This window comes from Gordonibacter sp. RACS_AR68, from assembly GCF_030418485.1.
In the GTDB taxonomy this organism is placed as follows: domain Bacteria; phylum Actinomycetota; class Coriobacteriia; order Coriobacteriales; family Eggerthellaceae; genus Gordonibacter; species Gordonibacter urolithinfaciens.
On the sequence record NZ_JAIPUP010000008.1, the window covers coordinates 37,889 to 61,615 of the forward strand.

Below are 23,727 nucleotides of genomic sequence, written 5' to 3' on the forward strand. Positions count from 1 at the left end.
GGGCCATCGTGCTGCCGGCTGGGAGCTGCGCAGGCCGGCACGAACCGAGGATGCAGGCTGCCGCTCCCGACGGGGTCGTCCTTCGCGGCAGGCAGGAGAGCCGCTACTGGTCCAGGCCCTGCTCCGCGGCCGCGGAGCTCACGGCGCCGTCGGCGTTGGATTGGAGTATCTCCAGCTTCGAGGGCCGGAAGTCGGGACCGTCGCCCGAGCCGCTCATGACCACGATCTGGTCGGCCGAGACGGTGGGGTCGTCGACGACGGCGCCGGACTCGTCCACGATGACGACGTCGCCCTTGTTGAAGGTGACCTCGTCCTCCTGGGCCTCGAACTTCTGCAGGCCCTCGCCGTCCGCGGCGCTCAGGTCGCCCAGGACAACGGTGATCTCGTCGCCGTTCACGCCCATGACCTGGCCATAGTAGACGACGTCGCCCTGGCTGCCCGTGTTCTGCTGCTCGGATCCGTTCTGCTCCTGCTGCTCGGTCGAGTTCTGCGAGCCGTTGTCGTTCGAGGAGCCGCCGTCGTCGGTGGCGCACCCGTGCAGAAACGGCGTCATCGCCAGCACGCCGGCCAGAACCATGCCCATCATTCTCATCTTGCGCTTGTTCATAATCGTGTCCCTTCGACGCAGGTGTCCGCGCGACGAGGCGCGCGTGGTATCGGGTTCCGATTGTGAGGGACATCGGCGCCGTGCGCGAGGGGTTCCGGGCAACCGTCAGCCGTCGGTCACGGCGCTGCAACCTTCGCGCAAGGAGCGTCTCGCGGAGCGGAGAACCGCTGCACGAGGGGCCGTGCGATCAGCCGCGCGGGTGGGCGCGACGGTGCACCTGCTTGAGGCGCCCCGGCGAGAGGTGGGTGTAGACCTGGGTGGTGGACAGGCTCGCATGCCCCAGCATCTCCTGCACGCTGCGCAGGTCGGCCCCGCCCTCCAAGAGGTCGGTGGCGAAGGTGTGGCGCATGTCGTGCGGCGAGAGCGTCTCGTCGAGCCCGGCCGCGCGCAGGGACTCCTTGAACATCTTGCGGATGGCGTCGGTGGTCATGCCGTTGCCGCGGGTGGACACGAAGAAGAACGGGCACTCCTTCTCCTTGAGCAGCCGGGGGCGCCCGAGCAGCTGGTAGGTGCGCATGGAGGCGAGCGCCAGGTCGTGCAGCGGCACGATGCGCTCCCTCGCCCCCTTGCCGAACACCTTCACCTGGCCACGCTCGAAATCGACGTTGTCTGCGAGCAGGCCCGACGCCTCGGACACGCGCGCGCCGCACGCGTACAGGAACTCCAGCAGCGCCAGGTTGCGCAGGTCGGCGGGCGACTGCTCGCGCGGGTTGCCGACTCCGTCCCGCTTGCCGTGCACCGAGAGCAACCTCGCCATGTCGGCTGGGCGGATGACGTGCGGCAGGTCCTTCTGCTTGCGAGGGCCCGAGAGCATGCTCGCCGGGTCGCAGTCGCACACGTCCGTCACGTTGAGCCAGCGGAAGAAGCTGCGCAGCGCCGAGAGCCGCCGGTTGACGGTGGTGCGCGAGTACTGCGCGCTGTCGAGCTCGCCCAGGTAGCGGCGCAGCTGTCGATGGGTGGCCGCAAGGGGGTCGATGCCTTCCCGGGCAGCCCAGCGCACGTAGTCCATGAGGTCGATGCGGTAGGCACGCACCGTATGCACCGAGGCGTTGCGCTCTACGCGCAGGGCGTCGCAGAAACCCTCGACGAGGGATGCGGCGCGCGGATCGCATGCGGGCATGCCGTCGTCGGGCACGGGCACGGCATCAGGCACGGGAGCTGCCTTCTGGCAGGCCTTCGACCGGCGCATCAGCGGCGGGAGCCGTTTTCGGCATGAGGCCGCGGTCCGCAAGCTGGGCACGGTAGGCCGCGAGCGCGTCGGCGCCGCGGGCGGCGTAGGCGGCGTAACGCTCGCGTTTGTTGCGCACATGCTCCGCCAGCGGCTCCATGATGCCGAAGTTCACGTGCATCGGTTGGTAAGCCCTCGTCTCGGGGCTCGTGGCGTAGGCCAGAAGCGCGCCGAAGGCCGTCTCGCGCGGCAGCGGCGGCAGGCCGGTCCCCGAGAGCTCGGCCGCCACGGCGAGCGCGGCATGCAGGCCCGAACGCAGCGCCTCGCAGTACCCCTCGGTGCCCGCGAGCTGGCCCGCCACGAACACGGGCACGTCCAACGCGGCGGCCCCGGAAGCCGTGAGGCGCAGGCTGGCGTCGAGCAGGCGCGGTGCGTCCAGGAACGTGTTGCGGTGCATGACGCCGAAGCGGGCGAACTCCGCATGCTCTAAGCCGGGGATCAGGCGAAACACCCGACGCTGCTCGGAAAACGTCAGGTTCGTCTGGAAGCCCACCAGGTTGTAGCACGTGCCGTGCGCATCCTCGGCGCGCAGCTGGAGCGCGGCCCAGGGGCGCCTCCCCGTGCGCGGGTCGGCGAGGCCCACGGGCTTGAGCGGGCCGAAGCGCGGGGCGTCGAGGCCCTTGCGCGCGATCTCCTCTATGGGCTGGCATGCCTGGAACAGCTCGCGCGTCTCGAAGTCGCGCAGCACGACGCGCTCGGCGGCCACGAGCTCGGCGGCGAAGGCCTCGTACTCCTCGCGCGTGAAGGGCGCGTTCAGGTAGTCGCCCGCCCCGTCGGACCCGTCCTCGTAGCGGCTCTGCCGGAACAGGCGCTCCCCGTCCAGCGAGTCGGCCATGACGATGGGCGCGGCGGCGTCGTAGAACGCCAGGTGGCCGGCGCCGGCGACGCGGGCGAGGTCGGCGGCGAGGGCACCGGACGTGAGCGGCCCCGTGGCCACCACGAGCGCATCGGCGCCGCGGGCCTCCTCGGCCAGGCTTGCAGCCTCCCCGCGCACGAGGTCGACCAGCGGGTGCCCTTCGATGAGCGCCGTGACGTCGCGGGCGAACGCCTCGCGGTCCACGGCCAACGCGCCCCCGGCGGGCACGGCGTGCCGGTGCGCGGCGGCCAGCAGGTGCGATCCCAGCGCCTCGAGCTCGGCCTTGAGCATGCCGGCCGCGCTCTCGGGCTTGGTCGACTTCAACGAGTTCGAGCACACGAGCTCGGCGCACGCGCCGGTGGCGTGCACGGGCGTGGGCGTGCCGGGGCGCATCTCCACGAGGCGCACACGGAAGCCGCGGCCGGCAAGCTGGAGCGCCGCCTCGCTCCCCGCAAGGCCGGCGCCGAGTATGGTCACGTTGTCAGACATGCCTGCAAGGATACCAAACCTCGGAGCCGCGGGAAACGGCAGGCGAGAAAAACCGGCGGATCGCCGGAGGGGCGCAGCGCACCGGGCGCGCCAGGCAGGCGCCCGGTGCAGCCGGCCAGAAGCGGATGCCGCCTGCGCCGCTACCCGACAGGCGTGCTGAACTCGTACAGGGCCTCGGGGTATACTTCCTGGCCTTCAGGCCATCCAAGGGCCAAGCCCCCGTCGATGATGCGCACCTGCGCGAAGTATCGCTCTTCCGCCAAGCGTCCGTACGATCCGCCGCAGTCGATAAACGGGGCGGCGTCGAAAAGGCGCCTCTCCCCCGTTTCGAACTCGAGCAGAAGCTCGCTTCCGCCCTTCGGCTCGACCTTCGTCAAGTCGGGCTGGCTTTTGCCCATCCCGCAGGCAACCTCGTCGGCCAAGACCGGCTCCCCCATGAGCGCACCACCTCCTCCCTATCGCAACGGATCGATCTTGAAAGCATCGAGTCCCTCCGAGAGGAGCCTCCAGTCGGCCTCGAGCTCTTCCCGATGAAGGACGACCCATGCTCTAAGCAGCGTCAGCTTCCTCGGCGGGAGGTACCCGTAGAGAACCTCGCCCTCGAAATCGAGCGAGCAGCTGAACTCCGCATAACGGGCGTGGACATGCGGTGCGTGATGCTTTCCAGCCGACTCATTATACATGATGACCACTATGCCGAAGAACATGGAGATCGTCGCCATCTCGCCCCTCCTTCCGCCTTCCCGCTCATCCGCCGATGCGATGCCCCTCACCCCGCCGGCCCCCAGCGGCCGTCGGGATAGCGGGCGACGAGGCCCATGCGCTCGGCCTCCACGAGGCGTTCCATGAGCCAGGCGCGCGGCTCGGCGGAGCCGCAGGACGCGCGGGCCACGGCGTAGAGGTCCTCCATGCCCAGCGGCTGGGCGGCGAGGGCCGCGGCCACGGGGTTGGCGGCGAGGGCGGGCGGGCGCATCCCCGCACGGCCCGCGGCGCCGTCCGCCGTTGCGGCCGCCCCGCCGCCGGCATCGCCCGGGCCCCCGACGCCCGCGCCGGCGGCTGCCGCATGCTCCCCCGCAGGCGGCCACTGCTCCTGCCTCAAACATCCGAACAGGGAGAACAGGGCGTCCTCGAACGTCTCGTCGTCCACGACGGGCAGCGCCCCCTGGTACAGCAGGCGGTTCGCGCCGCGCGACGAGGCCGCCGTGATGGCGCCGGGCACCACGAGCACGTCGCGGTTCGCCGCGAGCGCCTCGTCAGCGGTGGAGAACGTGCCCGACGGCAGCCCGGCCTCCACGATGAGCACGGCCCGGGCGAGTCCCGCGATGAGGCGGTTGCGCTGCCGGAACATATAGGGCCGCGGCTTCCGGTCCCACGGCTGCTCGGACGCCACCGCCCCGCCGCCGTCCACGATGCGCTGGAACAGGCCCGCGTGCGCCGCCGGGTACGGCTCGTCGCAGCCGCCCCCGAGGAACGCCACCGTCGGCGAGCCCTCCGCGAGCGCGGCCTCGTGGGCCGCCGCGTCGCATCCGCGCGCACCGCCCGATATCACCACGACGCCCCGCCGCGCCGCCGCGCCGGCGAAGCGCCGGGCGCAGCCCGTGCCGTAGGGCGTCGCCTTGCGCGCGCCCACCACGGCCAAACCTTCTTGGAGCGCCGCCGGGTCGCCCACGACGTAGAGGCGCCGCGGCGGGTCGGGAACGCGCGCGAGCGCCGCAGGGAAGGCGCCGTCGCCGGGCAAAAGCTCGAAGCGGGGACCCCTCAGCCGCATGCCCCCACCCCCTCCCGCAGGCGGAACGCCAGCGCCTCGCACAGGTGCCCCCGCCCCACCGACGCCGCCTCCTCCATATCCGCGATGGTGCGCGCCACCGCGAGCGTGCGCATGATGGCGCGCCCGCTCATGCGGGCAGCCCGCGCCGCGTCCTCGAAGAAGGCCTCGTCGGCCGGCGCGAGGGCGCACGAGCGCACGAGCGTCTCCGGCCCCTCGCCGCCGCCGGCGCGCGCCCGCCGCCACGAGGCGTACTCGCGCGCGCCCCGCACGGCGGCGCGCATGTCCTCCGACGATGTTCCGCCGCCCGTCCCCAGCACGTCGCGCGGCGCCGAGCGGCGCACGTCGACGTGCAGGTCGATGCGGTCCATGAGCGGCCCTCCGATGCGGTTCTGATAGGCGCTCACCTGGGCCGGCGTGCACGTGCAGGCATGCTCGTCGTCACCGAAGTAGCCGCAGGGGCACGGGTTCGCAGCCGCCACCAGCATGAAGCGCGCCGGGAACGACACGTTGCCGTCGGCCCGCGTGACGGTGACGCGCCCGGACTCCATGGGCTGGCGTATGCCCTGCAGCACCGAGGGCCGGAACTCGGGCAGCTCGTCCAAGAACAGGACCCCTTGGTGCGCGAGCGATACCTCGCCCGGCCGCGGCGGCGTGCCGCCGCCCACGAGCCCGGCGGTCGTGGCCGAGTGGTGGGGGCTGCGGAAGGGTCTCACGCCGCCGAGCAGGGCGCCCATCTCCTCGCCCGCCACCGAATGGATGAGCGCGGCCTCGAGCGCCTCGTCCTCCTCGAGCGGCGGCAGGATGGAGGGCAGCCGCGAGGCAAGCATCGTCTTGCCCGAGCCGGGCGGCCCCATCATGAGCACGCCGTGGCGGCCGGCGGCGGCCACCTGCAGCGCACGCTTCGCCATGTCCTGGCCGGCCACGTCGCGGAAGTCGGGCGCAGGCAACGTTCGGGAGGGTCGCCGGGGAGCGAGGGCGGGGAACTCGCCGGTGCGGAAGTCGGCGATCGTGCGCACGGCACGCTGCTCGAGGCCGTCGATGGCCACAAGGCGCTCCGGCGCGTCCGCGCAGACGAGCGCGCATCCCAGGTCGCGCGCGCACAACGCATAGGCCAGCAGGCCGTCCACGGGCCGCACGGCCCCCTCCAGCGAGAGCTCCCCCACGATGAGCGCGCCCTCGGCCAGACGCGGGTCCACCTGCCCCGTGGCCGCGAGCAGGCCCACCGCGATGGGCAGGTCGAACCCCGACCCCGTCTTGCGCAAGGCACCGGGCGCCAGGTTCACCACCACCCGCTCGTTCGGCATGGAGAAGCCGCCGGCCCGCAGGGCGGCGCGCACGCGCTCGCGCGCCTCCTGCACGGCGGCGTCGGGCATCCCGACGATGCAGAACGCGGGCATGCCGCTGCCCACGACCACCTCCACGTCCACCGGCACGGCCTCCACCCCGCGCAGCGTCGCGCCCTGCACGGCAAAGCGCCCGAACACGCCGCTCACCCTGCCGAGAACGCGCCGATATGGTGCCGTATGAACGCCCGGTCGGGCGGCACCACCACGATCGACACCACGTCGAAGCGCACCGGCACGTCCACCACGTCGTAGTCCACTAAGAACAACGCCGCGATGCGCTCGTAGCGACGGCGCTTGCCTGCATCCACCGCCTCGGACGGCAGGCCCTTCTCGGTGTTCGAGCGCGTCTTCACCTCCACGAACACGAGCGCCTCCCCGTCGCGCGCGATGATGTCGGCCTCGCCCGCCGCGCATGTCCAGTTGCGCTCGACGATGTCGTAGCCGCGCCGGTCCAGGAATCGCGCCGCCGCATCCTCGCCGCGTCGGCCAAGCTCCCGGTTACGGCAGCCGATCGCCTCGGCGCCCCCGTCGTCCTCGGACCGCTCCCGCTTCGGCTTCGCCTTCGCGCGCGGCTTGCGGCGCTTGGCGGAAGCCCCCGCCGGGCGCTCCCCCTCCCCCTTCACGGCGCTCGGTTCCTCCTGCAGCCGCTCCTGCACAGCCGCCGTTCCGTTCTCGTCCATTCGTCGCCCCTTTCTTCTCTAGGGGCATCATAGGGCCGCAACCTTGCCGGGGAACCGTCGCGAAGGCCCGCTCGGAACCGCCCCGATCATGCACGGCCCTTGCACGGCAGCCGCACGAACCTGGCGCGCTTCTTGCGCGGATATGGCAGAAAACCGGCGGAAATTCGGCAGCCGGCCGATGCGGGGACAACTCCGCAGGTGGAACACGCAGGAGCGCTGGCCGGCACCTTGTGCGCCGGCGGCAAGAGGGGCGCGCACGATGGTGGAAAACCGCGGAGCGCGGTAAGGGCCGCCGGAGCGATATGCGCGGGAGCGTCGGCTCGGCGAGTATCCGGGCAGGATGCGGGCGCCCTAGAACAGGGTCGGCTGCGTGAAAGCCGTGCAGAATGTGGCGCGGTGGAGGGGGGTGAGGCCGAAGCGCTTGATAGCCTCGATATGGGCGGGGCTCGCATAGCCCTTGCAGGAATCGAAGCCGTACTCGGGGTAGTCCTCGGCGTAGCGGCACATGAGAGCGTCGCGCTCCACCTTGGCCACAATGGAGGCCGCGGCGATCGACGCGCAGCGGCAGTCGCCTTTCACCACGTTCACCTCGCGGTCGTCGAGGCGCAGCGGGTTTCCGTCGAGCAGGACGACGTCCGGGCGCACGCCCGCGGCCTCGATGTGCGCCACGGCCCGCCTGAACGCGGTGACGAGCGAGGCCGTCATGCCCGCGGCATCTATGTCGGCCGCCTCCACGTACTCCACCGTCCACGCCACGGCCACCCGCTTGACCTCGAGGGCGATGCGCTCGCGCACCTCGGCTTTGAGCTGCTTGGAGTCGTTGAGGCCCTCCACCGCGGGCTCGAGGGGGAGCACGACGGCGCCCACCGCGAGCGGGCCGGCGAGCGGGCCGCGGCCCACCTCGTCGAGCCCCACGACCACGCCGGCGCCGCGCCCCTCGGCGAGCGCACGCTCGAACGCGTACAGCGAGGCCAGCCTCTCGCGCTCGGCCTGCTCGGCCTCGATCCGACGCCGCGCCACCTCAACGGCGTCGCGCACGCCCTTGCGCGTGTCGGCCACGAGCGCGCGCTCGAGCACGGCGAACTCCCGTGCATCCGCCTCCTGCAACCGCTGCCTTATCTCGGCGACCGTCGGCCCCATGCGCCCGCACGTCCCTTCTCTTCCGCGCGCCCGCCCCCGCGGCCGCGCCCGATCCCGTCTCCCCCATGATAGCAAAAGCCGCCCAACCGGACGGCAGAAGAACACGGCGAGCACAAGCACCCCCCCCCTTCGCGCGCAGCGCGAAAGCAAAACACCCAGGTTGGCGTGGCAAGACAGCGAGAAGCCCCCTCGTGCCGATAATCGGCCCGTTTCGCGGCTGAGCGTACTTCGGTACGCGAAGGCAAGCGAAAAAGGGCCGAGGATCGGTGCGAGGGGGCTTCGCAGCGTCGAGCAGTTACGGCGGCCGGAGGCCGCCGTAACCTTACCTGAAGGACTTCTCCTTGATCTTGGCAGCCTTGCCCACCTTGTCGCGCAGGTAGTACAGCTTGGCGCGGCGGACGTCGCCCTTGCGCATGACCTCGATCTTCTCGATCTTCGGGGAATGCACGGGGAACGTGCGCTCCACGCCGATGGAGAAGCTGACCTTGCGCACCGTGAACGTCTCGCGGCTCGAGGCGCCGTGGCGGCGGATGACGTCGCCCTGGAACACCTGGATGCGCTCGCGGCTGCCCTCGACGATGCGGTAATGGACCTTCACGTTGTCGCCCACGTTGAAATCGGGGAGGTCCTGCTTGATCTGCTGCTGTTCGATAGCGCGAATGATGTCCATGTTCGTTATCCTTCTATGCGTTCAGATTGAATCTCGTATCGTGTTCTGTGGAAAGACACAATTGGACAGTATACTGCCCCACGCCCGCTCGCGCAAGGAAAAAAGCGCTGTCTTCCTGCATTTTTTCCCGAAACCGCCCCGTACTCCACGCAAATCCCAGATTCGGCGCGCCCTGGGCTCATCGTTTCACCGCGGGCACCGCCGAGCCGCAACCCGGACGCGGGGCGCGGGACGTCCCCGGCGGAGGCCGCCGGGCGGGCCCGCGCCGCCTCACACAAGCGAGAGCAGCGCATAGGAGGCCACGCCCGACACGGCGCACCACAGAAGCGACTTCGTCCTCCATGCCACGAGCGCCACGACGCCGGCAGCCAGAAGCGGGGCGGCGGCCGGCCAGAGGCCCGCGTCGAACATGCCGGGCGTCAGCAGGTCGTTCGCCACGAGCGCGGCGAAGGCGGCCGGCGGGATGAACCCGAGCGCCCTCTCCACCCCCTCCGGCAGCTGCCTGCCCTTGAGCGCGAACAGCGGCACCGTGCGGCACACGAGCATGGTGACGGCGCAGCATGCGAACACGACGAGGAAGTCGCCCCAGCCCATCGGCTCCATCAGCCACGCTCCTTCACCCAGGTGAACGCCAGCGCAGCCGCAACGCCCGCGAGCGCGCCCACGAGGATGGCCGGCCCCCCGAGCCCCACGGCCTTGCAGGCGAACACGCCCGCGACGGCCACGGCAGCGGCCACGAGGTTCGCCGGCGTGGGCCTCTGGGTGACCAGCAGGCAGACGAAGATGGAGGTCATGGCGAACGCCGCGATGGCCAACGGCATGCCGATGGCGTTGCCCACGAGCACGCCCGCCACGTTCGAGAGCGCCCAGGAGCTCTGCGAGAACAGGTTCACGAGCGTGGCGCGCCCCACCGACCAGTCGCCCGCCTCGAACCTGGCCGTGTTCACACCGTAGCTCTCGTCGGTCACGGTGGCGGCGAACAGGAACGCCAGGCGCTTCCTCACGCCCTTGCACGCCGGCGCGAAGGCGGCGGAGTACAGCATCTGGCGCGTGTTCACCAGCGACACGCTGGCGACGATGGAGGCCAGGGGCGAGCCCGCCAGCCACATGTTCGGGATCATGAACTGCCCGGCACCCGAGTAGAACAGTGCCGAGAGCAGGAACACCTGCAGGGCGTTCAGGCCGATGGAGGCGCACAGGATGCCGCAGGGAATGCCGATGGCCACGTAACCCAGCATGATGGGCAGCGCGGCTGAGAGCGATTGTCGTATGTGGTCCCCGGAAAGCACAGCCTCCCGATTATACAAGTTCCGCGCCCACGATCAACGGGTATCTTGATCGCGGCAGGGCGTGGCAGAGGGCGTGGCAGAGGGACGGGGATAATGTCACGTTCGCGGGAGCCTCACCGCCTCCGAGCGCGTCGGGGAACGTGGCGTTATCCCCGCCCCTCGCCAAACCGGGACGAGCCCCGGGCAAACGCCGGCAGGCAGGCCCGATCGGGGCCGCGGCGCCTAATAATGCACGGAGTGCGGGATGAACAGCTGCTGGAACAGGTTCTTGGCGAAGCGGTCGGTCATGCCGGCCACGTAGTCGGTCACGGCACGCAGATCGTCGCCCTCGGCGATGGCGCGGTACTCCTCGGGCACTTCCTCCGTGTGCGCCACGTAGTAGTCGAACAGGGCGCCCACGAGGCGCGTGGCCTTGTCCACCTCCGCCATCACGACGGGCGCCGTGTACACGCGCGCGAACAGGAACGCCCTCAGCTCCATCATGGCATCCCACACCGAATCGCTCATGCGGATGTCGTCGCAGGCGGCCGACGTCTCAACCATGTCCATGACGAGCGTCTGGATGCGCGAGGAGTGGTCGGGGCCGAGCACCGCGTGCGTCGTGTCGGGCAGGTCGCCCTCGGACAGGATGCCCGCGCGGATGGCGTCGTCGATGTCGTGGTTCACGTAGGCGATGCGGTCGGCCGTGCCCACGATGCGCCCCTCGAGCGTCTCGGCCCGCAGGTCGCCGGTGTGGTTGAGGATGCCGTCGCGCACCTCGGGCGTGAGGTTGAGCCCCTTGCCGCCGTTCTCGATGCGTTCCACCACGCGCAGGCTCTGCTCGTTGTGCCGGTAGAGCGCCTCCGCCTCGGGCGAGGCGGGGTCGATGCCCCGGTGGCGGGCGATGCTGCGCGCGAGCGCCTCCTCGCCGGTGTGGCCGAACGGCGTGTGCCCCAGGTCGTGCCCGAGCGAGATGGCCTCGGTAAGGTCCTCGTTCAGCCCGAGCGCCCGCGCGATGGTACGCGCGATCTGCGCCACCTCGAGCGTGTGGGTGAGCCGGGTGCGGAAATGGTCTCCCTCGGCGGCCAGGAACACCTGCGTCTTATGCGACAGGCGTCGGAACGACTTCGTATGGAGGATCTTGTCGCGGTCGCGCTGGTAATCGTTGCGCAGGATGTCGGGCTCGGCCGAGCGGGCGCGGCCCTCGCTCTCGTCGGCGAACGAGGCGTCCGGCGAAAGCGCCTCGTGCGCCTGCTCCTCCTGGTCTTCGCGATGGATGATGCGCATGGCGGACCTCCTTGCTCGTCGTAGGCGCCCTCAGTATACCAGCTTGCCCGGCTCGAACACGCCGCGCTCCGTGACGATGCGGGTGATCAGGGCGGCGGGCGTGACGTCGAATGCCGGGTTCCACACCTCCACGCCCGGCAGCGGCTGCGGCAGGACCTCGGCGGGATCGCGCTCCTCGATGGGGATGCCCGAGCCTTCCGGAAGCGTCGGGTCGATGGTGGACGTGGGCGCGGCCACGTAGAACGGGATGCCGTGGTGCCGCGCGAGCACGGCCACGCCGTACGTGCCGATCTTGTTGGCGGCGTCGCCGTTGGCGGCGATGCGGTCGGCGCCCACGAGCACGGCGTCCACCCGACCGGCGGCCATGAGGCTGGCAGCCATGTCGTCGCAGATGAGCGTGCAGGGGACGTTCGCCCGCGACAACTCCCATGCCGTGAGGCGGGCGCCCTGGCCCACCGGGCGCGTCTCGTCGGCGTACACGCGCTCCACCTTGCCCTGCGCTGCGGCCGCGTACACGATGCCGAGCGCCGTGCCGTAGAACGCGGTGCCCAGGCTGCCGGCGTTGCAGTGCGTGAGGATGCGGGAGCCGGGCGCAAGCAGCTCGGCGCCGTGGGCGCCGATGGCGCGGTTCACGGCCTCGTCCTCGGCCTCCATGTGCTTGACCTCGTCGAAGAGCTCGTCGGCGACCAAGGCGGACGGCGCCCCCGACGCCACGGCCCGGCGCGCCCGAGCCACGGCGCGGCGCACGCCCCAGGCCAGGTTCACGGCGGTAGGACGTGCGGCAGCCACCTCGTCGGCCACGGGGCCCAGCTCCTCCAGGAAGCATGGCCCTTCCCCTGCGCATCCGCGCGACGTGGCGTGCGCGGCGCCGACGTTGCCCGCCCACAGCGCCACGGCGGCCGCGCCGGCGATGCCGAGGGCGGGGGCGCCGCGCACGGCGAGCGACTTGACGGCGTCCACCACGACCCGCCAGTCGCCCGTGCGCTCGAAGGCGAGCTCGCCGGGCAGGCGCCGCTGGTCGATGTAGGCGAGGCGGGGCCGCCCATCGCCGTCGCGCTCGAGCTCGACGGTGCGCGGCAGATTCTCCAAGCAGAGGGGCTGGCTCATGGGGCATCCTTTCTTCATCGCTGCCATTCTAGCGCATAGAGCCTGCAAAGGGGCGCCGGCGCGCACGTAAAGGCTCCGTGACCGCGGCGTGACGGTTCGGCGGACGGGCGAGGGCTTCGGGTATCGTGGGCCCTGTGCGCGCCGAGCCGTGCGCACGCGGAAGCGCCACCGAAAGGAACCCTATGGAACCCCGCACCACGCCCTCCCCTGCCGCGCCCGAGGGCACGGCCGCCGCAGCAGCCCCCTCCCCGCGCGCAGAGGCCGCGGCAACCCCCTGGCACGCAAAGCCCACCGACGTCGTGCTCGCGGCGCTCGAGACCTCGCCGGACGGCCTGACGGACGCCGAGGCACGCCGCCGCTTGGCCCAGAACGGACCCAACGAGCTGGCCTCGAAACCGCCCAAGACGCTCGGCGCCATGGTGCGCGAGCAGCTGGGCGACCCCATGGTGCTCATCCTCGTGGTGGCGGCCGTGCTCTCGGCGCTTTTGCGGGAGTGGGCCGAGGCGGGCATCATCTTCGCCATCGTGGTGGTGAACGCCGTGATAGGCATCGTGCAGGAGCGCAAGGCGCAGTCGTCGCTCGAGGCGCTGCGGTCGCTCTCCGCGCCCACGGCCCGCGTCGTGCGCGGCGGCGCCGAGGAGATCCTGCCCGCCCGCGATCTCGTGCTGGGCGACGTGGTGCTGCTGGACGACGGCAGCATGGTGCCCGCCGACCTGCGCCTGCTGGACTCGGCGAGCCTGCGCGCGCAGGAGGCCTCGCTCACCGGCGAGTCGGTGCCCTCCGAGAAGGACGCCGATGCGGCGGTCGCCCCCGGCGCGCCGCTCGGCGACCGCTCCACCATGGCCTTCGCCACGTCCATCGTCACGGGCGGGCGAGGACGGGGCGTGGTGACAGCCACGGGGATGGGCACCGAGGTCGGCCAGATCGCGGGGCTTTTGGAGGGCGACGAGGAGCTGGACACGCCGCTCAAGCGCAAGCTGGCCTCGTTCGGCAAGCTGCTCACCATCGTGGGCGTGGCGGCCGCGCTGGCCGTGGTGGCCATCGGCCTGGCCTACGGCCGGCCGTTCGTGCCGCTTCTGCTGCTGGCCGTGTCGCTGGCCATCTCCGTCATCCCCGAGAGCCTGCCCGCCACGGCCACCATCGTCATGGCGCTGGGCGTGCAGCGCATGGCGCGGCACGAGGCGCTCGTGCGGCGGCTGCCCGCCGTGGAGACGCTCGGCGGCGCCACCGTCATCTGCACGGACAAGACCGGCACCCTCACCGAGAACCGCATGAGCGTCGTGCGCGTGGCGCTGGGCCCGGACCTCGACCGCGACACGGCCCAGGAGCCTGCCGCGGCGCTCGCGGCGCACCCCGCGCTCTTCGGCGACCTGGCGTTCGTGGCGGCCCTCTGCAACGACGCGAGCTTCGCGGAGGGCGAGGAGGCGCCCGGGGCCGCGGGGAACGGGGGCGCGGAGGGCGAACGAGGCCCGACCGAAGGCGGAAGGCCGCCTGCTGCTGCCGCCGACGGCACTGCCGCCCCGGACGCCGTGATAGGCGACCCCACCGAGGGCGCGCTGCTCGTCATGGCGCGCGATATAGGCGTGGACCCGGCGGCCCTGCGCGCATCCTACCCGCGCCTGGCCGAGCGCCCCTTCGACTCCGACCGCAAGCGCATGGCCACCGTGCACGAGCGCGAGGGCCAGGTGGTGGCGGCCGTGAAGGGCGCCCTCGACGGCCTGCTGCCCCGCTGCGCCTTCGTCATGGACGACGACGGGCCGCGCCCGATCACCGACGACGACCGCGCGCATGCGATCGAGGTGGCGGCACGGCTCTCCGACGAGGCCCTGCGCGTGCTGGCCTTCGCCACGCGGGCGCTTCCCGCCGTGCCCGGCGACGAGGAGGACATCGAACGAGAGCTCGTGCTCGTGGGGCTGGTGGGCATGATGGACCCGCCGCGCCCGGACGTTCGTGCGGCCGTGGACACATGCCGCACGGCCGGCGTGCGCACCGTCATGATAACGGGCGACCATGCCGCCACGGCCCGCGCCATCGGCGAGGAGCTTGACATCTACCGCCCCGGCGACCTCGTGGTCACGGGCGAGGAGCTGGAGGAGATGGACGACGCGGCCCTCGACGACGCCGTGCGTCGCGCCAGCGTGTTCGCCCGCGTGTCCCCCTACCACAAGCTGCGCATCGTGCGCGCGCTCAAGCACGACGGGGAGGTAACGGCCATGACGGGCGACGGCGTGAACGACGCGCCCGCGCTCAAGGCCGCCGACATCGGCGTGGCCATGGGCATCACGGGCACCGACGTGGCGAAGGACGCCGCCGACATGGTGCTTCTGGACGACCGCTTCACCACCATCGTGTACGCGGTGCGCGAGGGGCGGCGCGTGCACCGCAACATCCAGAAGGTCGTGCAGTTCCTCGTGGCCGACAACCTGGCCGAGATCGTGGTGCTGCTGGCCGCCGTGGCCCTGAACTGGAACGCGCCGCTCACAGCCGTCATGATCCTGTGGGTGAACCTGGCCACGGCGACGCTGCCCGCGCTGGCGCTCGGCGTGGAGCCGGCGAGCCGCCACATCATGGAGCACCCGCCGCTGCGCGCGGGCACGCTGCTGGAGGGGCGCCAGGCGCGCCGCGTGGTGTTCCAAGGGCTGTTCGTGGCCGCCTTCGCCCTGCTCGCGTTCGTGGTCGGGCGCGAGGCGGGCGGCGACGCGGTCGGGCGCACCATGGCATTCGGCGTGCTGGCCTTCTCGCAGGTGCTGCGCGCCGTGAACCAGCGCTCCGACACCGACCCCGTATGGGACCGCGAGGGCGGCCGCAACCCGCAGCTCGCCTGGGCCGTGGCCGCCAGCACGGCGCTCATGCTCGTCGTGCTGCTCGTGCCGCCCGTGCGCGAGGCGTTCGGCGGCGCGGCCATGGACGCGTGGCAGTGGGCAACGGTGCTGGGCCTGGCCTTCCTCTCGCTCGTGCAGACCGAGGCGGCGAAGGCCATCGGACGCTGGAGGGCGCGGCGCGGGCAGGGGACGGCCGGCCTGCGGGGCTAGCCTGCGGGCGGGCGCGACACGGGCGGCCCGCCGTCCCTCTCCAGCAGGCGCCCCGCATCCGGACGCGGGGCGCACGATCGTCTATACTGGGGCCTGACGGGCGCGGACGCCGCATGGCGGCCGCGCTTCCTGGGAAGAGGCGTTGGAAGGGGAAGCTGATGGACGGTACCGGGTTCTCGTGCTTGAGCTGCGCCGGCGAGGCGTGCGAGTTCCAGACGGGCGGCAACCCGCCGCAGTGCGTGGAGAGACTCGTAGACGAGGCCATCCACGATGAAGTGCACGCGCGCTACCGCGAGCCGGAGAACCACCGCATCATGCAGGCGGCGGCGCTCACGAGCGAGCGCTGCGCGAACCTCACCCGCGTGCAGGAGACCATGGAGTTCGCCGCGCGCATGGGCGCCCGCAAGATCGGCATCGCCACCTGCACGATGCTGCTCGACGAGAACCGCACGCTGCGCAAGCTCCTGGAGCGCGCAGGCTTCGAGGTGTTCGGCGTGGCCTGCAAGGTGGAGGGCAACCGCCGCGCCGACCTCGGCCTGGCGCCCGCCGCCGGCGGCGGGGAGGGACCGGTGCTGTGCAACCCCGTCATGCAGGCCCGCCTTCTGGAGGAGGAGGGCACCGACCTGAACATCGTCATGGGCCTGTGCGTGGGACACGACACGCTGTTCTACCGCCACTCGCACGCCCCCACGACCACGCTCGTGACGAAGGACCACGTCACCGGTCACAACGCCTGCGCCGGCCTCTACGCATCCAAGTCCGTGTACCGCCGGCGCCTGAACGAGACCGTCGACGCCTGCCGCGAGGGCGGCATCGCGCAGGTCTGACCCTGTTTCGACCTTACGGATGCGGCAAGGCGGAGGCTCCGGTACCGCTCGATGGCCCTTGCATGGGTTTTCGGCGAACCGCCTTCCCTCACGGTAGAATATCGTTTCAACGATGAAAGAATCCGAGACGGAGGAGGTGCGGAATGGAAGACGGCGGCGAGGACCTGGCGCTCGACTCCACCTTCTTCGTCGCGTTCGACCTCACCCACCGCGCGCTCAAGAGCGGCCTCGCGGCGGCGAGCCCGCTCAACGTCACGCAGTACCGCATGCTCGTGAAGCTGCTGGCCGCGGGCCCTGACGGCTTCGCGCAGTCCGACCTGGGGCGCCTCCTCGACCTCAAGCCCAACGTGGTCACGCAGGCGCTGAACGCGCTCGAGGAGGCCGGTTTCGCCGAACGCCTGCGCAGCGAGGGGGCCGACGGCCGCACGCGCACCGCGCGCGCCACCGGGGCCGGCGAGGAGCACGTCGCCCGCGCAAACGTCTCCATCGTCGAGCGCCTCTACGCACTCTTCCCCACCGAGGACGCCGACCACCGCGCCATCCTGGAAGCGTCCATCGCCGCCGGCGCGAGCATCGAACCGCCGCTTTCCGGCGACGTCGCCTCCCGCTTCGCCGCCTCGCGCGCCCTCGTGTCGCTCGAGCTGGTGAAGCGCGCGATGGAGGGCGCCCTGCGCCGCGCGGCGGGGGCGCCGCTCGCCGAGTGCCGCGTGCTCCAGCGCCTCGGCGAGGTGGACGAGCCCCTGCGCGTGGGAGACCTCGCCACGCAGCTGCAGATGAGCCCCGTGGCCGTGGCCCGCGCCGTGGACGGCCTGGCCGGGCGCGGATGGACGCAGCGCCTCGCCAGCCCGAGCGACCGCAAGGCCGTGTTCGTGGCAGCCACCGACGAGGGCGCGCGCAAGCAGAAGGTCATCGCCCGCACCGTCGACGCCCTCGCGCGCACGCAGCTATGGGCGCGCCTCGACGAAGACCGGCGGCGCGCCCTCGCCCGCACCTGGCGCGTCGTCATCGCCGACGTCCAGGCGCGCAAGGAGCTCGACCGCAAGGCCGCGCTCGAGCTCCTGCAGCCCATCGAGTGACGTCCCGAAGGGGGACGGTCCCCATTGGGACGTTTGGCATGGGACTGCTCCTTCTCTCCAAGCGCCCTCTTCCCGAAATCGGCAGGTTGAAGTCACCGTTTTTGCCGCTCTGAAGCTTTCGCACTCCCAGAGGCGAGGATCCGATTTTGCCGACCTGCGAAAACGTTCTTCGCCGTCGAAACAGGTCGATCAAAAAGGCCCCCTGACCCATCGAAACGCTTCACAGCGTTCAAAACGGTGACTCGGAGATACCGATTTCGGGAAGGATGCCCTGCCCGTTCGCGCGTGTCGGGGGGACCGCCCTCCCGACACGCGCAGAACAGCATCGGGCGCCTGTTCAGATCGAACGAGAAGCCTTCTTGACCAGGGCGTTCGCCCCGAAGAGAATGACCAGGTTCACCGCTATATCCGCTGCGAGCCAGCCGCCGACGGCGGCCAGGTTGATGTTGGCGGTGTTGATGGCGGCGAAGGTGCCCACGGTGAGCGCCATCACCACGAGGCCGCACCCGAGCGCCGCGAGCACGAGCGCGCGGCCGGGGCGCTTGCGGGCGAGGCACGCGCACACGACCATCGAGGCCGCGCCCAGGAGCGTGCCGAGGAACGCCGCGAAGCCCACGAGCGCGAGGACCAGCACCGGCATGCCCGGCAGCTTCGAGCTCATCGACGCCACCTGCACGGCGGACAGGATCCCGCTCACCGTGACCAGCAGGCACGCGATGGCCACGAGCGCCGTCGCCCAGCCCCACAGAAACGCCGCTGCGGGCCGCGCAGGGGCGCCCTCGCCGCGCCAAACCAGGAAGCCGTAGAGCGCCACCCCCGCCGTGGACACCACCATCGCAAGCGACGCCGCGTACATGAACGCCACCAATGCCGAGCCCGTCAGGATGGAGCACACCACGTCCAGGATGGGCACGTTCGCCGCCGAGATGTAGTCGTAGGAGAGCGTGCCGGTCACGTCCATCACGGCCAGCCCCACGCGTCCTGCGAGCGCCACCGCGAGCGCGATCAGAAACAGCGTCCCGTACGGCCGGGCCATGGCCTTCATCTGCTCTTTCATGCTACTCCCCTCCCTTCATCTCGTTTTCCACCGCGAACGTGCCGCACAAATACCCGCCGCAGAACGCCAGGCTCACGTCGCCCAAGAGCGAGCCCAGGATGGGGTCGCCGATGTAGCTGTTCTCGCCGCACGCGCCGCCGGCCGTGTGCCAGCCGGCGTACAGGCCCGGGATGGGCCGCCCCTTCGTCGAGATCACCTGCATCTCGTCGTTGATCATGAGGCCCGCCTTCGTGCCGTACAGGTTGCCGCCGATGCGGCAGCCGTAGAACGGCGGGTCCTTGATGGCGTGCAGCCACTCGGGCGGCATGGGGTACATGAAGTCGTCCTCGCCGCGCTCGCAGCACTCGTTCCATTTCTCCACGGCCTCCACGAGCACGCCGGGCTCGAAGCCCAAGTCGCGCTCCAGCTCCTCGAGCGTGTCGCGCCTCTTCAGCACGTCGGCCTCGATGGCGTCCTCGACGCCGTGGTGCCAGTCGCGGTAGTGCTCGGGCACCTTGTCGATCTGCTCGAGGTCGGGCGTGATGAGCTTGCGGCAGTGCTCCTGCGCAAAGCCCGCCAGATGGTCCTCGTAGTGCGCGTCGAAGACGATGTAGGAGCGGTGCCCCGGCGGGGTCATCTGGATGGTGGCCAAATCGCCCAGCGCGTAGATGGCGTTCGCGCCGTCCTCGCCCACGCGGCTGTCCAGGTAGCGCAGGCGGTTGCCGCAGCGGTCGACGGTGAACCACGGCTGGCGCGACAGCTGCGTCATGCCGTCGTAGAGGAAGCGCGCCCACTGGCCGCCCTCGGCCTCCCAATCGACGCCGCCGTCGAAGCTGGCCGAGCTGTTGAAGCCCGACACGTCGGCGTTCACGCCCAGGCCCATGCGGAAGCACTCGCCGGTCTCGCCCGCCGTGAGGTAGCTCGAGGCGCAGCCCATGGCCGCCGTGGGGATGTAGCGCTGCAACAGCGCCTTGTTGTTGCAGAACCCGCCCGCCGTGAGGATGACGGCGCGCTCGGCGTGGATGTACTTCTCCTCGCCGTAACCCTCGCGCACCACCACGCCCACGATCCTCCCGTCGCCGTCCTGCACGAGCGCCTCGGCCGGGCTCTGGAAGAGGTACTGCACGCCGTGCTTCTGGCCGAAGCTGAACATGGCGTCGGTGGCGTCCTTCATCTTCAGCACGTGGTGGTCGAGCGTCGAGTTCTTCGGCGCCACGTACACCGGCACCTCGCCCAAGCGCCAGCGCACGCCGCAGTCGGCCATCCAGTCGATGCACTTCCCGCCCGCCTCGGCGATGCGGTGGATGAGCAGCGGGTCGCAGGCGTAGTGGTACTCGTCGATGGCCCAGTCGGCCAGCTTGCGCGCGTCGAAGGGGTAGCTGGGGAAGGCGAAGCGCTTGGACTCCTGCAGCTTCGAGCCGCCGAGGATGGCGCACATGCCGGCCTCCTGGGCGTTGCCGCCGTGCAGGCCCAGGGCCTCGACGCAGATGGTCCGCGCGCCCTGCTCGGCCGCGCGTGCCGCCGCGTTCAGCCCGCCGCCGCCCGCGCCCACCACGCAGATGTCGCACTCGTAGTCCCACGTGGCGGGAACCGCGCGCGGCGGGATGGGACTCGCGTCGTCGGCCGGGAAGGCCGCGCCGTTGTGCTCGCGGTACGTGCCGTCCGACCACGAGGCGTTCGTGGCGGCGCTTGGCGGCACGGACACGTCTTTCGAGCCGTCGGCCGCCCAGTCGCCGATGACTCCCTCCTGCACGGCAAAGGCAGCCCCCGGCATGGCCGCAGCGGCCGCCGTGCCGCCCAGGGCGGCCGCCGCCCCCGCAAGGAAGCCGCGCCGGGTGAGGCCCCGCGCGCCCTTCTTCATGCTCTCGCTCATCTCGCCTCTCCTCCCTGGCTCGCGGTCGCGCCCGCAGCTGCGGCCTCCGCCTGCGAGAGCGCGTCCTCCACCGCCTGCTTGACGCCCGCCGTGGTGATGGTGGCGCCGCTCACCGCATCGATGTCGGCCCCCTGCACGGCCTCGATCATGGTCGCGAACTTGCCGTCGCGGATGGCCTCGTAGCCGCCGCGGCTCTGGCTCTCGCCCTCCTGGGTCGTCTCCAAGCACGAGATGCGGTTGTCCTGCACGAGCAAGGTGACGGTGATGGGGCCTTCCATCCCCTTGCCCTCGCCTGTGTACACGCCGTCGGCGAGCGTCCCTTCGGCCTTCGCCCGCGCGTCGGACGATGCCTCCTGCGCCCACGGGTCGTCGAGGCGCATCGCCAGTTGCTCGGCGCTCGCCGCGTCCTTCGACCCCGACCCCTCGAAGGTCGAGGCGCAGCCCGTCATGCCCATCGCGAGCATGGCTGCCCCGCATACGGCCGTTGCCGTCTTCCTCATCATCGCTTCCTCCTTCTCACGCACCCTATCGGGGGCTTTCCCAGCCGGCGGGCACGTCGTAGTCGTGGCAGGCGTTGCAGTACATATACGACGGGCCGTGGGCACCGTGGCAGTTGCTGCAGTCGATGGCCTCGCCCTGGTGGGACGCGTGCGGGTTCACGCCCGCCTCGCCGCCCCAGTCCTCGGTGGCCGCCTTCACGTCCTCCCAGTCATGGCACCCGCCCGTCGCGCACATCTTCTTGTCGGCCGTCACGCCCTGGACGGTCAGATGCCCCGACTCGTCGGTGGCGAAGTCTCCGCGCACCCAGGCAAGCCCTTCCGTCACCTGCTCCTCGATGTTCGCCTCGTGGCACTGAAGGCACGTGACGTCGGCGCGGGCGTGCTCGTTCGCCATGAGCGCGGCGTCTTCGTAGTAGCCCTCCACGTAGGCGTCCATCGGGTCGTGGCAGACGGCGTTGCAGAAGCCCGGCTGCTCGTGCCAGGCCCAGAACCCGGCCCCGGCGGCAACCAGCACCACCGCCACCACGCCAACGACGATCGGCCAGCGCCTCCCGCGCCGCCTGCCTGCCGGCTCTCCGGCCTCGTGCGATGCGCCGGCTCGGACCTCGGGCGTTCCCACTGCGTCCCTGCGGGCCTCCGCCCCCTGCTTCTCTTCCATGGTCTCCCTCCTCCGCTCCTTTTTTTGCTTCAATTGTGTTTCTTTTTTATTACATTTCTGAACTTCTTGGGCGCATGCTAGCACCTTTCGAGGGTATGCGGAAGCCGCCGTTGACGGCAGCGCGCCATCCGTCAGCAACCGCTCCGCGCCAGCCGCGCCGAGCCGCTCCCGTTGCCCTCCCAACGGGTTGACGAATCGTCGAAACTGTCTATTGACGCTCCGTCAACGAGGGGCGTATGCTGCGCTCATCAGGGGTCGGACAGATCAGGCGCGGAACGCCCGGCGCGCCGGGCAGCCGGTCCGCGCAGCGCAAGGAGGGCAGCATGGAAACCGCAGGCGACAAAGCACGCAACGCGGCATCGGCCGAACGGCGCGCCGACATCGTGGCCGCCGCCCGCGAGCTGTACGAGGAGCAGGGCCTCTCGAAGACCTCCGTCCAGGACATCACGAACCGCGTGGGCGTGACGCGCTCGCTGTTCTACCACTACTTCCCCGACAAGGAGGCCGTGACCTCGGCCGTGCTCGACGATTACGTGGCGGACTTCATCGAGGCGACACACTACTGGAACGCGCAGCGCCATCCCGGCGACATCGAGAGCGCGCTCGCCAGCGTCGTGAGGCTCATGCGGCTGGGCGTGTTCGAGCACGACGCCTTCCGCCGCTCGCTCGCCTCGCGCGAGAACGCAGCGCTCTACATCGACTTCGTGAACCGCGTGGCCGATCGCGTGGCCTCCTACATCGTGGAGACGACGGTGCGCGACTACGGTGCGCTCCACGAGATACGCATCGAGCACGTCTACGAGACGTTCTACGTGCTCATCCTGGGGATCGTGGGCTACCTGCGCACGCACCCCGACGCCAGCGACGAGGTGCTGAAGGACCTCATCGCCCAGACCCTGCACATGGACCGCGGCGACGCGAGCCCGCCCGGCGGAAGCTAGCCGCACGCGGCGCCTCGGGCACATCAAGGGCACGCGACCATCTCATCTTAGGAATCAGCAGGCCGGAAGGCGGCCTGTGCGAAGCATACCCGAACAAAGGAGGGTTTCCATGTTGTTCCAAGTTTACGGGGAGAACGCCCTGTACCAGTGGCTCGGCTGGGCCATGGTGTTCATCGGCCTCATCCTGATCAACGAGGTCGCGCGACGCTCGAAGATCGGCGGCACCGTCTGCTTCATCGGCGTGCCGCTGGCGCTCACGGCGTACTTCGTCGCCATCTACGTCGGCGCCGGCATGGGCGCCGACTGGGCGCTCAACAACCCCACGTACCTGCACATGAACAGCTGGTTCCACTACGCGAAGCTCTACGCCGCCACCATCGGGTGCATCGGCTTCATGGCGCTCAAGTACCGGTGGGGCAAGATCGGCAAGTCGCACTGGTTCAAGTGCTTCCCGTTCGTCATCGTGGCCATCAACATCCTCATCGCCGTGGTGAGCGACTTCGAGAGCGCCTTCCGCGCGTTCGGCACCACCTGGGTGTCCTCCGAGGGCGTCACGCTCTACGGCGGCTGGCACAACGTGTTCAACGGCGTGGCGGGCCTCATCAACATCGCCTGCATGACCGGCTGGTTCGGCATCTACGTGTCCAAGAAGAAGCAGGACATGCTGTGGCCCGACATGACGTGGGTGTTCATCCTGGCCTACGACCTGTGGAACTTCTGCTATACCTACAACTGCCTGCCCACGCACTCGTTCTACTGCGGCCTCGCGCTGCTTCTGGCCCCCACCGTGGCGGCCATGTTCTGGAACAAGGGCGGCTGGATCCAGAACCGCGCGTTCACGCTGGCCATCTGGTGCATGTTCGCGCAGGTGTTCCCCGCGTTCCAGGACTACAGCGTGTTCAGCGTGCAGTCGGTGAACAACCCGAACGTGAACCTCGTGGTGTCGGTGATCGCCCTCGTCGCCAACGTGGCCGCCTTCGCCTACATCATGTACCGCGCCAGGAAGCTCAAGGTGAACCCGTACCTGAACGAGGTGTTCGTGGGAACGCGCGACTACGACCAGGCCATGGCCCGTCGCGAGGACGCGCCGCAGCTGCCGAGCGATCCCAAGCCCGACCTGGACGACGCCGCCCCGCAGGGAGCGTAAGCTCCTCCGGATCCGACCAGCGAACCGACCCGCTCCCTAGAGCCCGCCGTTCCCGGCGGGCTCCTTCTTTCGGTGGCACGGGACCGGTGAGAGGACCTCCTCGCCCTTGCCGCCCCCCTTACTGCCTGGCCGCGGCCCGCTGTCGGCAAGGCGCACGTGCGGGACACCGATCGGCATGCGCTCCGATCGGT

The 23,727-nt window shown here is 70.7% G+C and carries 23 protein-coding genes; 5 read left to right on the forward strand and 18 right to left on the reverse strand.

What is annotated here, in order from left to right:
• Positions 1 to 103: 103 nt before the first annotated feature.
• The 14 genes from K9U15_RS13620 to mtnA all read right to left on the reverse strand — a co-directional run bounded on the left by K9U15_RS13620 (position 104) and on the right by mtnA (position 12,446).
• Positions 104 to 607, reverse strand: a complete 504-nt coding sequence (locus tag K9U15_RS13620; RefSeq protein ID WP_087191619.1) for a hypothetical protein — start codon at positions 605 to 607, stop codon at positions 104 to 106.
• A 187-nt stretch (positions 608 to 794) separates the two neighbouring features.
• On the reverse strand, positions 795 to 1,760 hold the full coding sequence (locus K9U15_RS13625) for a tyrosine recombinase (RefSeq protein WP_231897408.1): 966 nt from the start codon (positions 1,758 to 1,760) through the stop codon (positions 795 to 797).
• Positions 1,753 to 3,180: a methylenetetrahydrofolate--tRNA-(uracil(54)-C(5))-methyltransferase (FADH(2)-oxidizing) TrmFO gene (gene trmFO, locus K9U15_RS13630; protein ID WP_096228453.1), complete on the reverse strand. Its 1,428-nt coding sequence runs from the start codon at positions 3,178 to 3,180 to the stop codon at positions 1,753 to 1,755. The genes K9U15_RS13625 and trmFO overlap by 8 nt, the downstream gene beginning before the upstream one ends.
• A 140-nt stretch (positions 3,181 to 3,320) precedes the next feature.
• A complete protein-coding gene (locus K9U15_RS13635; protein ID WP_087191621.1) occupies positions 3,321 to 3,617 on the reverse strand; it encodes a DUF2442 domain-containing protein in 297 nt (98 codons plus the stop codon).
• Positions 3,618 to 3,635: 18 nt separating this feature from the next.
• A complete protein-coding gene (locus K9U15_RS13640; protein WP_096228452.1) occupies positions 3,636 to 3,902 on the reverse strand; it encodes a DUF4160 domain-containing protein in 267 nt (88 codons plus the stop codon).
• Between the two features lie 47 nt (positions 3,903 to 3,949).
• Positions 3,950 to 4,948, reverse strand: coding sequence for a DNA-processing protein DprA (gene dprA, locus K9U15_RS13645; protein ID WP_096228451.1), 999 nt, complete (start codon positions 4,946 to 4,948; stop codon positions 3,950 to 3,952).
• A complete protein-coding gene (locus tag K9U15_RS13650) occupies positions 4,939 to 6,432 on the reverse strand; it encodes a YifB family Mg chelatase-like AAA ATPase (protein WP_087191646.1) in 1,494 nt (497 codons plus the stop codon). Before K9U15_RS13650 ends, dprA begins: the two co-directional genes overlap by 10 nt.
• Positions 6,433 to 6,437: 5 nt before the next feature.
• The gene (locus K9U15_RS13655; RefSeq protein WP_096228450.1) at positions 6,438 to 6,974 is read right to left on the reverse strand and encodes a YraN family protein; all 537 of its coding nucleotides are present in this window, start codon (positions 6,972 to 6,974) and stop codon (positions 6,438 to 6,440) included.
• A gap of 351 nt (positions 6,975 to 7,325) precedes the next feature.
• Positions 7,326 to 8,114 carry a ribonuclease HII gene (locus tag K9U15_RS13660; RefSeq protein WP_096228449.1) on the reverse strand — a complete coding sequence of 263 codons (789 nt, stop codon included), beginning with the start codon at positions 8,112 to 8,114 and terminating at the stop codon, positions 7,326 to 7,328.
• 322 nt (positions 8,115 to 8,436) lie between these two features.
• Positions 8,437 to 8,784: a 50S ribosomal protein L19 gene (gene rplS / locus K9U15_RS13665; protein ID WP_015538852.1), complete on the reverse strand. Its 348-nt coding sequence runs from the start codon at positions 8,782 to 8,784 to the stop codon at positions 8,437 to 8,439.
• Between the two features lie 270 nt (positions 8,785 to 9,054).
• A complete protein-coding gene (locus K9U15_RS13670) occupies positions 9,055 to 9,387 on the reverse strand; it encodes an AzlD domain-containing protein (protein WP_087191626.1) in 333 nt (110 codons plus the stop codon).
• Positions 9,387 to 10,073, reverse strand: coding sequence for an AzlC family ABC transporter permease (locus tag K9U15_RS13675; protein WP_301156382.1), 687 nt, complete (start codon positions 10,071 to 10,073; stop codon positions 9,387 to 9,389). Before K9U15_RS13675 ends, K9U15_RS13670 begins: the two co-directional genes overlap by 1 nt.
• Before the next feature lie 222 nt (positions 10,074 to 10,295).
• Positions 10,296 to 11,339 (reverse strand): deoxyguanosinetriphosphate triphosphohydrolase, encoded by a 1,044-nt coding sequence (locus K9U15_RS13680; protein ID WP_096228448.1) that lies wholly within the window; start codon positions 11,337 to 11,339, stop codon positions 10,296 to 10,298.
• Positions 11,340 to 11,369: 30 nt separating this feature from the next.
• Positions 11,370 to 12,446, reverse strand: a complete 1,077-nt coding sequence (gene mtnA, locus K9U15_RS13685) for an S-methyl-5-thioribose-1-phosphate isomerase (protein ID WP_096228447.1) — start codon at positions 12,444 to 12,446, stop codon at positions 11,370 to 11,372.
• Positions 12,447 to 12,628: 182 nt separating this feature from the next.
• Here mtnA and K9U15_RS13690 point away from each other — a divergent pair, with 182 nt between their 5' ends.
• From K9U15_RS13690 to K9U15_RS13700, 3 genes are all read left to right on the forward strand, one after another.
• Positions 12,629 to 15,478, forward strand: coding sequence for a cation-translocating P-type ATPase (locus tag K9U15_RS13690; protein ID WP_123674157.1), 2,850 nt, complete (start codon positions 12,629 to 12,631; stop codon positions 15,476 to 15,478).
• Between the two features lie 158 nt (positions 15,479 to 15,636).
• On the forward strand, positions 15,637 to 16,305 hold the full coding sequence (locus K9U15_RS13695) for a DUF1847 domain-containing protein (RefSeq protein WP_161959753.1): 669 nt from the start codon (positions 15,637 to 15,639) through the stop codon (positions 16,303 to 16,305).
• 143 nt (positions 16,306 to 16,448) lie between these two features.
• Entirely contained in the window at positions 16,449 to 17,381 is a 933-nt protein-coding gene (locus tag K9U15_RS13700) for a MarR family transcriptional regulator (RefSeq protein WP_301156385.1), read from the forward strand.
• A 337-nt stretch (positions 17,382 to 17,718) separates the two neighbouring features.
• Here the strand turns inward: K9U15_RS13700 and K9U15_RS13705 are convergent, their stop codons facing one another.
• Genes K9U15_RS13705 through K9U15_RS13720 form a run of 4 tightly spaced genes read right to left on the reverse strand, consistent with a single transcriptional unit; the run spans position 17,719 to position 21,448 of the window.
• Positions 17,719 to 18,438, reverse strand: a complete 720-nt coding sequence (locus K9U15_RS13705) for a hypothetical protein (RefSeq protein WP_301156386.1) — start codon at positions 18,436 to 18,438, stop codon at positions 17,719 to 17,721.
• Position 18,439: 1 nt separating this feature from the next.
• The gene (locus K9U15_RS13710) at positions 18,440 to 20,290 is read right to left on the reverse strand and encodes an FAD-dependent oxidoreductase (RefSeq protein ID WP_123674153.1); all 1,851 of its coding nucleotides are present in this window, start codon (positions 20,288 to 20,290) and stop codon (positions 18,440 to 18,442) included.
• A complete protein-coding gene (locus K9U15_RS13715; RefSeq protein ID WP_123674152.1) occupies positions 20,287 to 20,793 on the reverse strand; it encodes an FMN-binding protein in 507 nt (168 codons plus the stop codon). Before K9U15_RS13715 ends, K9U15_RS13710 begins: the two co-directional genes overlap by 4 nt.
• A gap of 22 nt (positions 20,794 to 20,815) precedes the next feature.
• Positions 20,816 to 21,448, reverse strand: coding sequence for a cytochrome c3 family protein (locus tag K9U15_RS13720; protein ID WP_227153944.1), 633 nt, complete (start codon positions 21,446 to 21,448; stop codon positions 20,816 to 20,818).
• A 323-nt stretch (positions 21,449 to 21,771) separates the two neighbouring features.
• Here K9U15_RS13720 and K9U15_RS13725 point away from each other — a divergent pair, with 323 nt between their 5' ends.
• Both K9U15_RS13725 and K9U15_RS13730 read left to right on the forward strand, forming a co-directional pair.
• Complete coding sequence (locus K9U15_RS13725; protein ID WP_096228440.1) at positions 21,772 to 22,389, forward strand: TetR/AcrR family transcriptional regulator; 618 nt, start codon at positions 21,772 to 21,774, stop codon at positions 22,387 to 22,389.
• A gap of 109 nt (positions 22,390 to 22,498) precedes the next feature.
• Entirely contained in the window at positions 22,499 to 23,536 is a 1,038-nt protein-coding gene (locus K9U15_RS13730) for a DUF5692 family protein (protein WP_096228439.1), read from the forward strand.
• Positions 23,537 to 23,727 lie beyond the last annotated feature (191 nt).

Bases quoted from the DNA above. Each gene is read 5' to 3' on its own strand.
- K9U15_RS13620 (WP_087191619.1), bottom strand. From the start codon at position 607: ATGAACAAGCGCAAGATGAGAATGATGGGCATGGTTCTGGCCGGCGTG.
- trmFO (WP_096228453.1), bottom strand. From the start codon at position 3,180: ATGTCTGACAACGTGACCATACTCGGCGCCGGCCTTGCGGGGAGCGAG.
- K9U15_RS13635 (WP_087191621.1), bottom strand. From the start codon at position 3,617: ATGGGGGAGCCGGTCTTGGCCGACGAGGTTGCCTGCGGGATGGGCAAA.
- K9U15_RS13640 (WP_096228452.1), bottom strand. From the start codon at position 3,902: ATGGCGACGATCTCCATGTTCTTCGGCATAGTGGTCATCATGTATAAT.
- dprA (WP_096228451.1), bottom strand. From the start codon at position 4,948: ATGCGGCTGAGGGGTCCCCGCTTCGAGCTTTTGCCCGGCGACGGCGCC.
- K9U15_RS13655 (WP_096228450.1), bottom strand. From the start codon at position 6,974: ATGGACGAGAACGGAACGGCGGCTGTGCAGGAGCGGCTGCAGGAGGAA.
- K9U15_RS13660 (WP_096228449.1), bottom strand. From the start codon at position 8,114: ATGGGGCCGACGGTCGCCGAGATAAGGCAGCGGTTGCAGGAGGCGGAT.
- rplS (WP_015538852.1), bottom strand. From the start codon at position 8,784: ATGGACATCATTCGCGCTATCGAACAGCAGCAGATCAAGCAGGACCTC.
- K9U15_RS13670 (WP_087191626.1), bottom strand. From the start codon at position 9,387: ATGGAGCCGATGGGCTGGGGCGACTTCCTCGTCGTGTTCGCATGCTGC.
- K9U15_RS13680 (WP_096228448.1), bottom strand. From the start codon at position 11,339: ATGCGCATCATCCATCGCGAAGACCAGGAGGAGCAGGCGCACGAGGCG.
- mtnA (WP_096228447.1), bottom strand. From the start codon at position 12,446: ATGAGCCAGCCCCTCTGCTTGGAGAATCTGCCGCGCACCGTCGAGCTC.
- K9U15_RS13690 (WP_123674157.1), top strand. From the start codon at position 12,629: ATGGAACCCCGCACCACGCCCTCCCCTGCCGCGCCCGAGGGCACGGCC.
- K9U15_RS13695 (WP_161959753.1), top strand. From the start codon at position 15,637: ATGGACGGTACCGGGTTCTCGTGCTTGAGCTGCGCCGGCGAGGCGTGC.
- K9U15_RS13700 (WP_301156385.1), top strand. From the start codon at position 16,449: ATGGAAGACGGCGGCGAGGACCTGGCGCTCGACTCCACCTTCTTCGTC.
- K9U15_RS13705 (WP_301156386.1), bottom strand. From the start codon at position 18,438: ATGAAAGAGCAGATGAAGGCCATGGCCCGGCCGTACGGGACGCTGTTT.
- K9U15_RS13710 (WP_123674153.1), bottom strand. From the start codon at position 20,290: ATGAGCGAGAGCATGAAGAAGGGCGCGCGGGGCCTCACCCGGCGCGGC.
- K9U15_RS13715 (WP_123674152.1), bottom strand. From the start codon at position 20,793: ATGATGAGGAAGACGGCAACGGCCGTATGCGGGGCAGCCATGCTCGCG.
- K9U15_RS13720 (WP_227153944.1), bottom strand. From the start codon at position 21,448: ATGGAAGAGAAGCAGGGGGCGGAGGCCCGCAGGGACGCAGTGGGAACG.
- K9U15_RS13725 (WP_096228440.1), top strand. From the start codon at position 21,772: ATGGAAACCGCAGGCGACAAAGCACGCAACGCGGCATCGGCCGAACGG.
- K9U15_RS13730 (WP_096228439.1), top strand. From the start codon at position 22,499: ATGTTGTTCCAAGTTTACGGGGAGAACGCCCTGTACCAGTGGCTCGGC.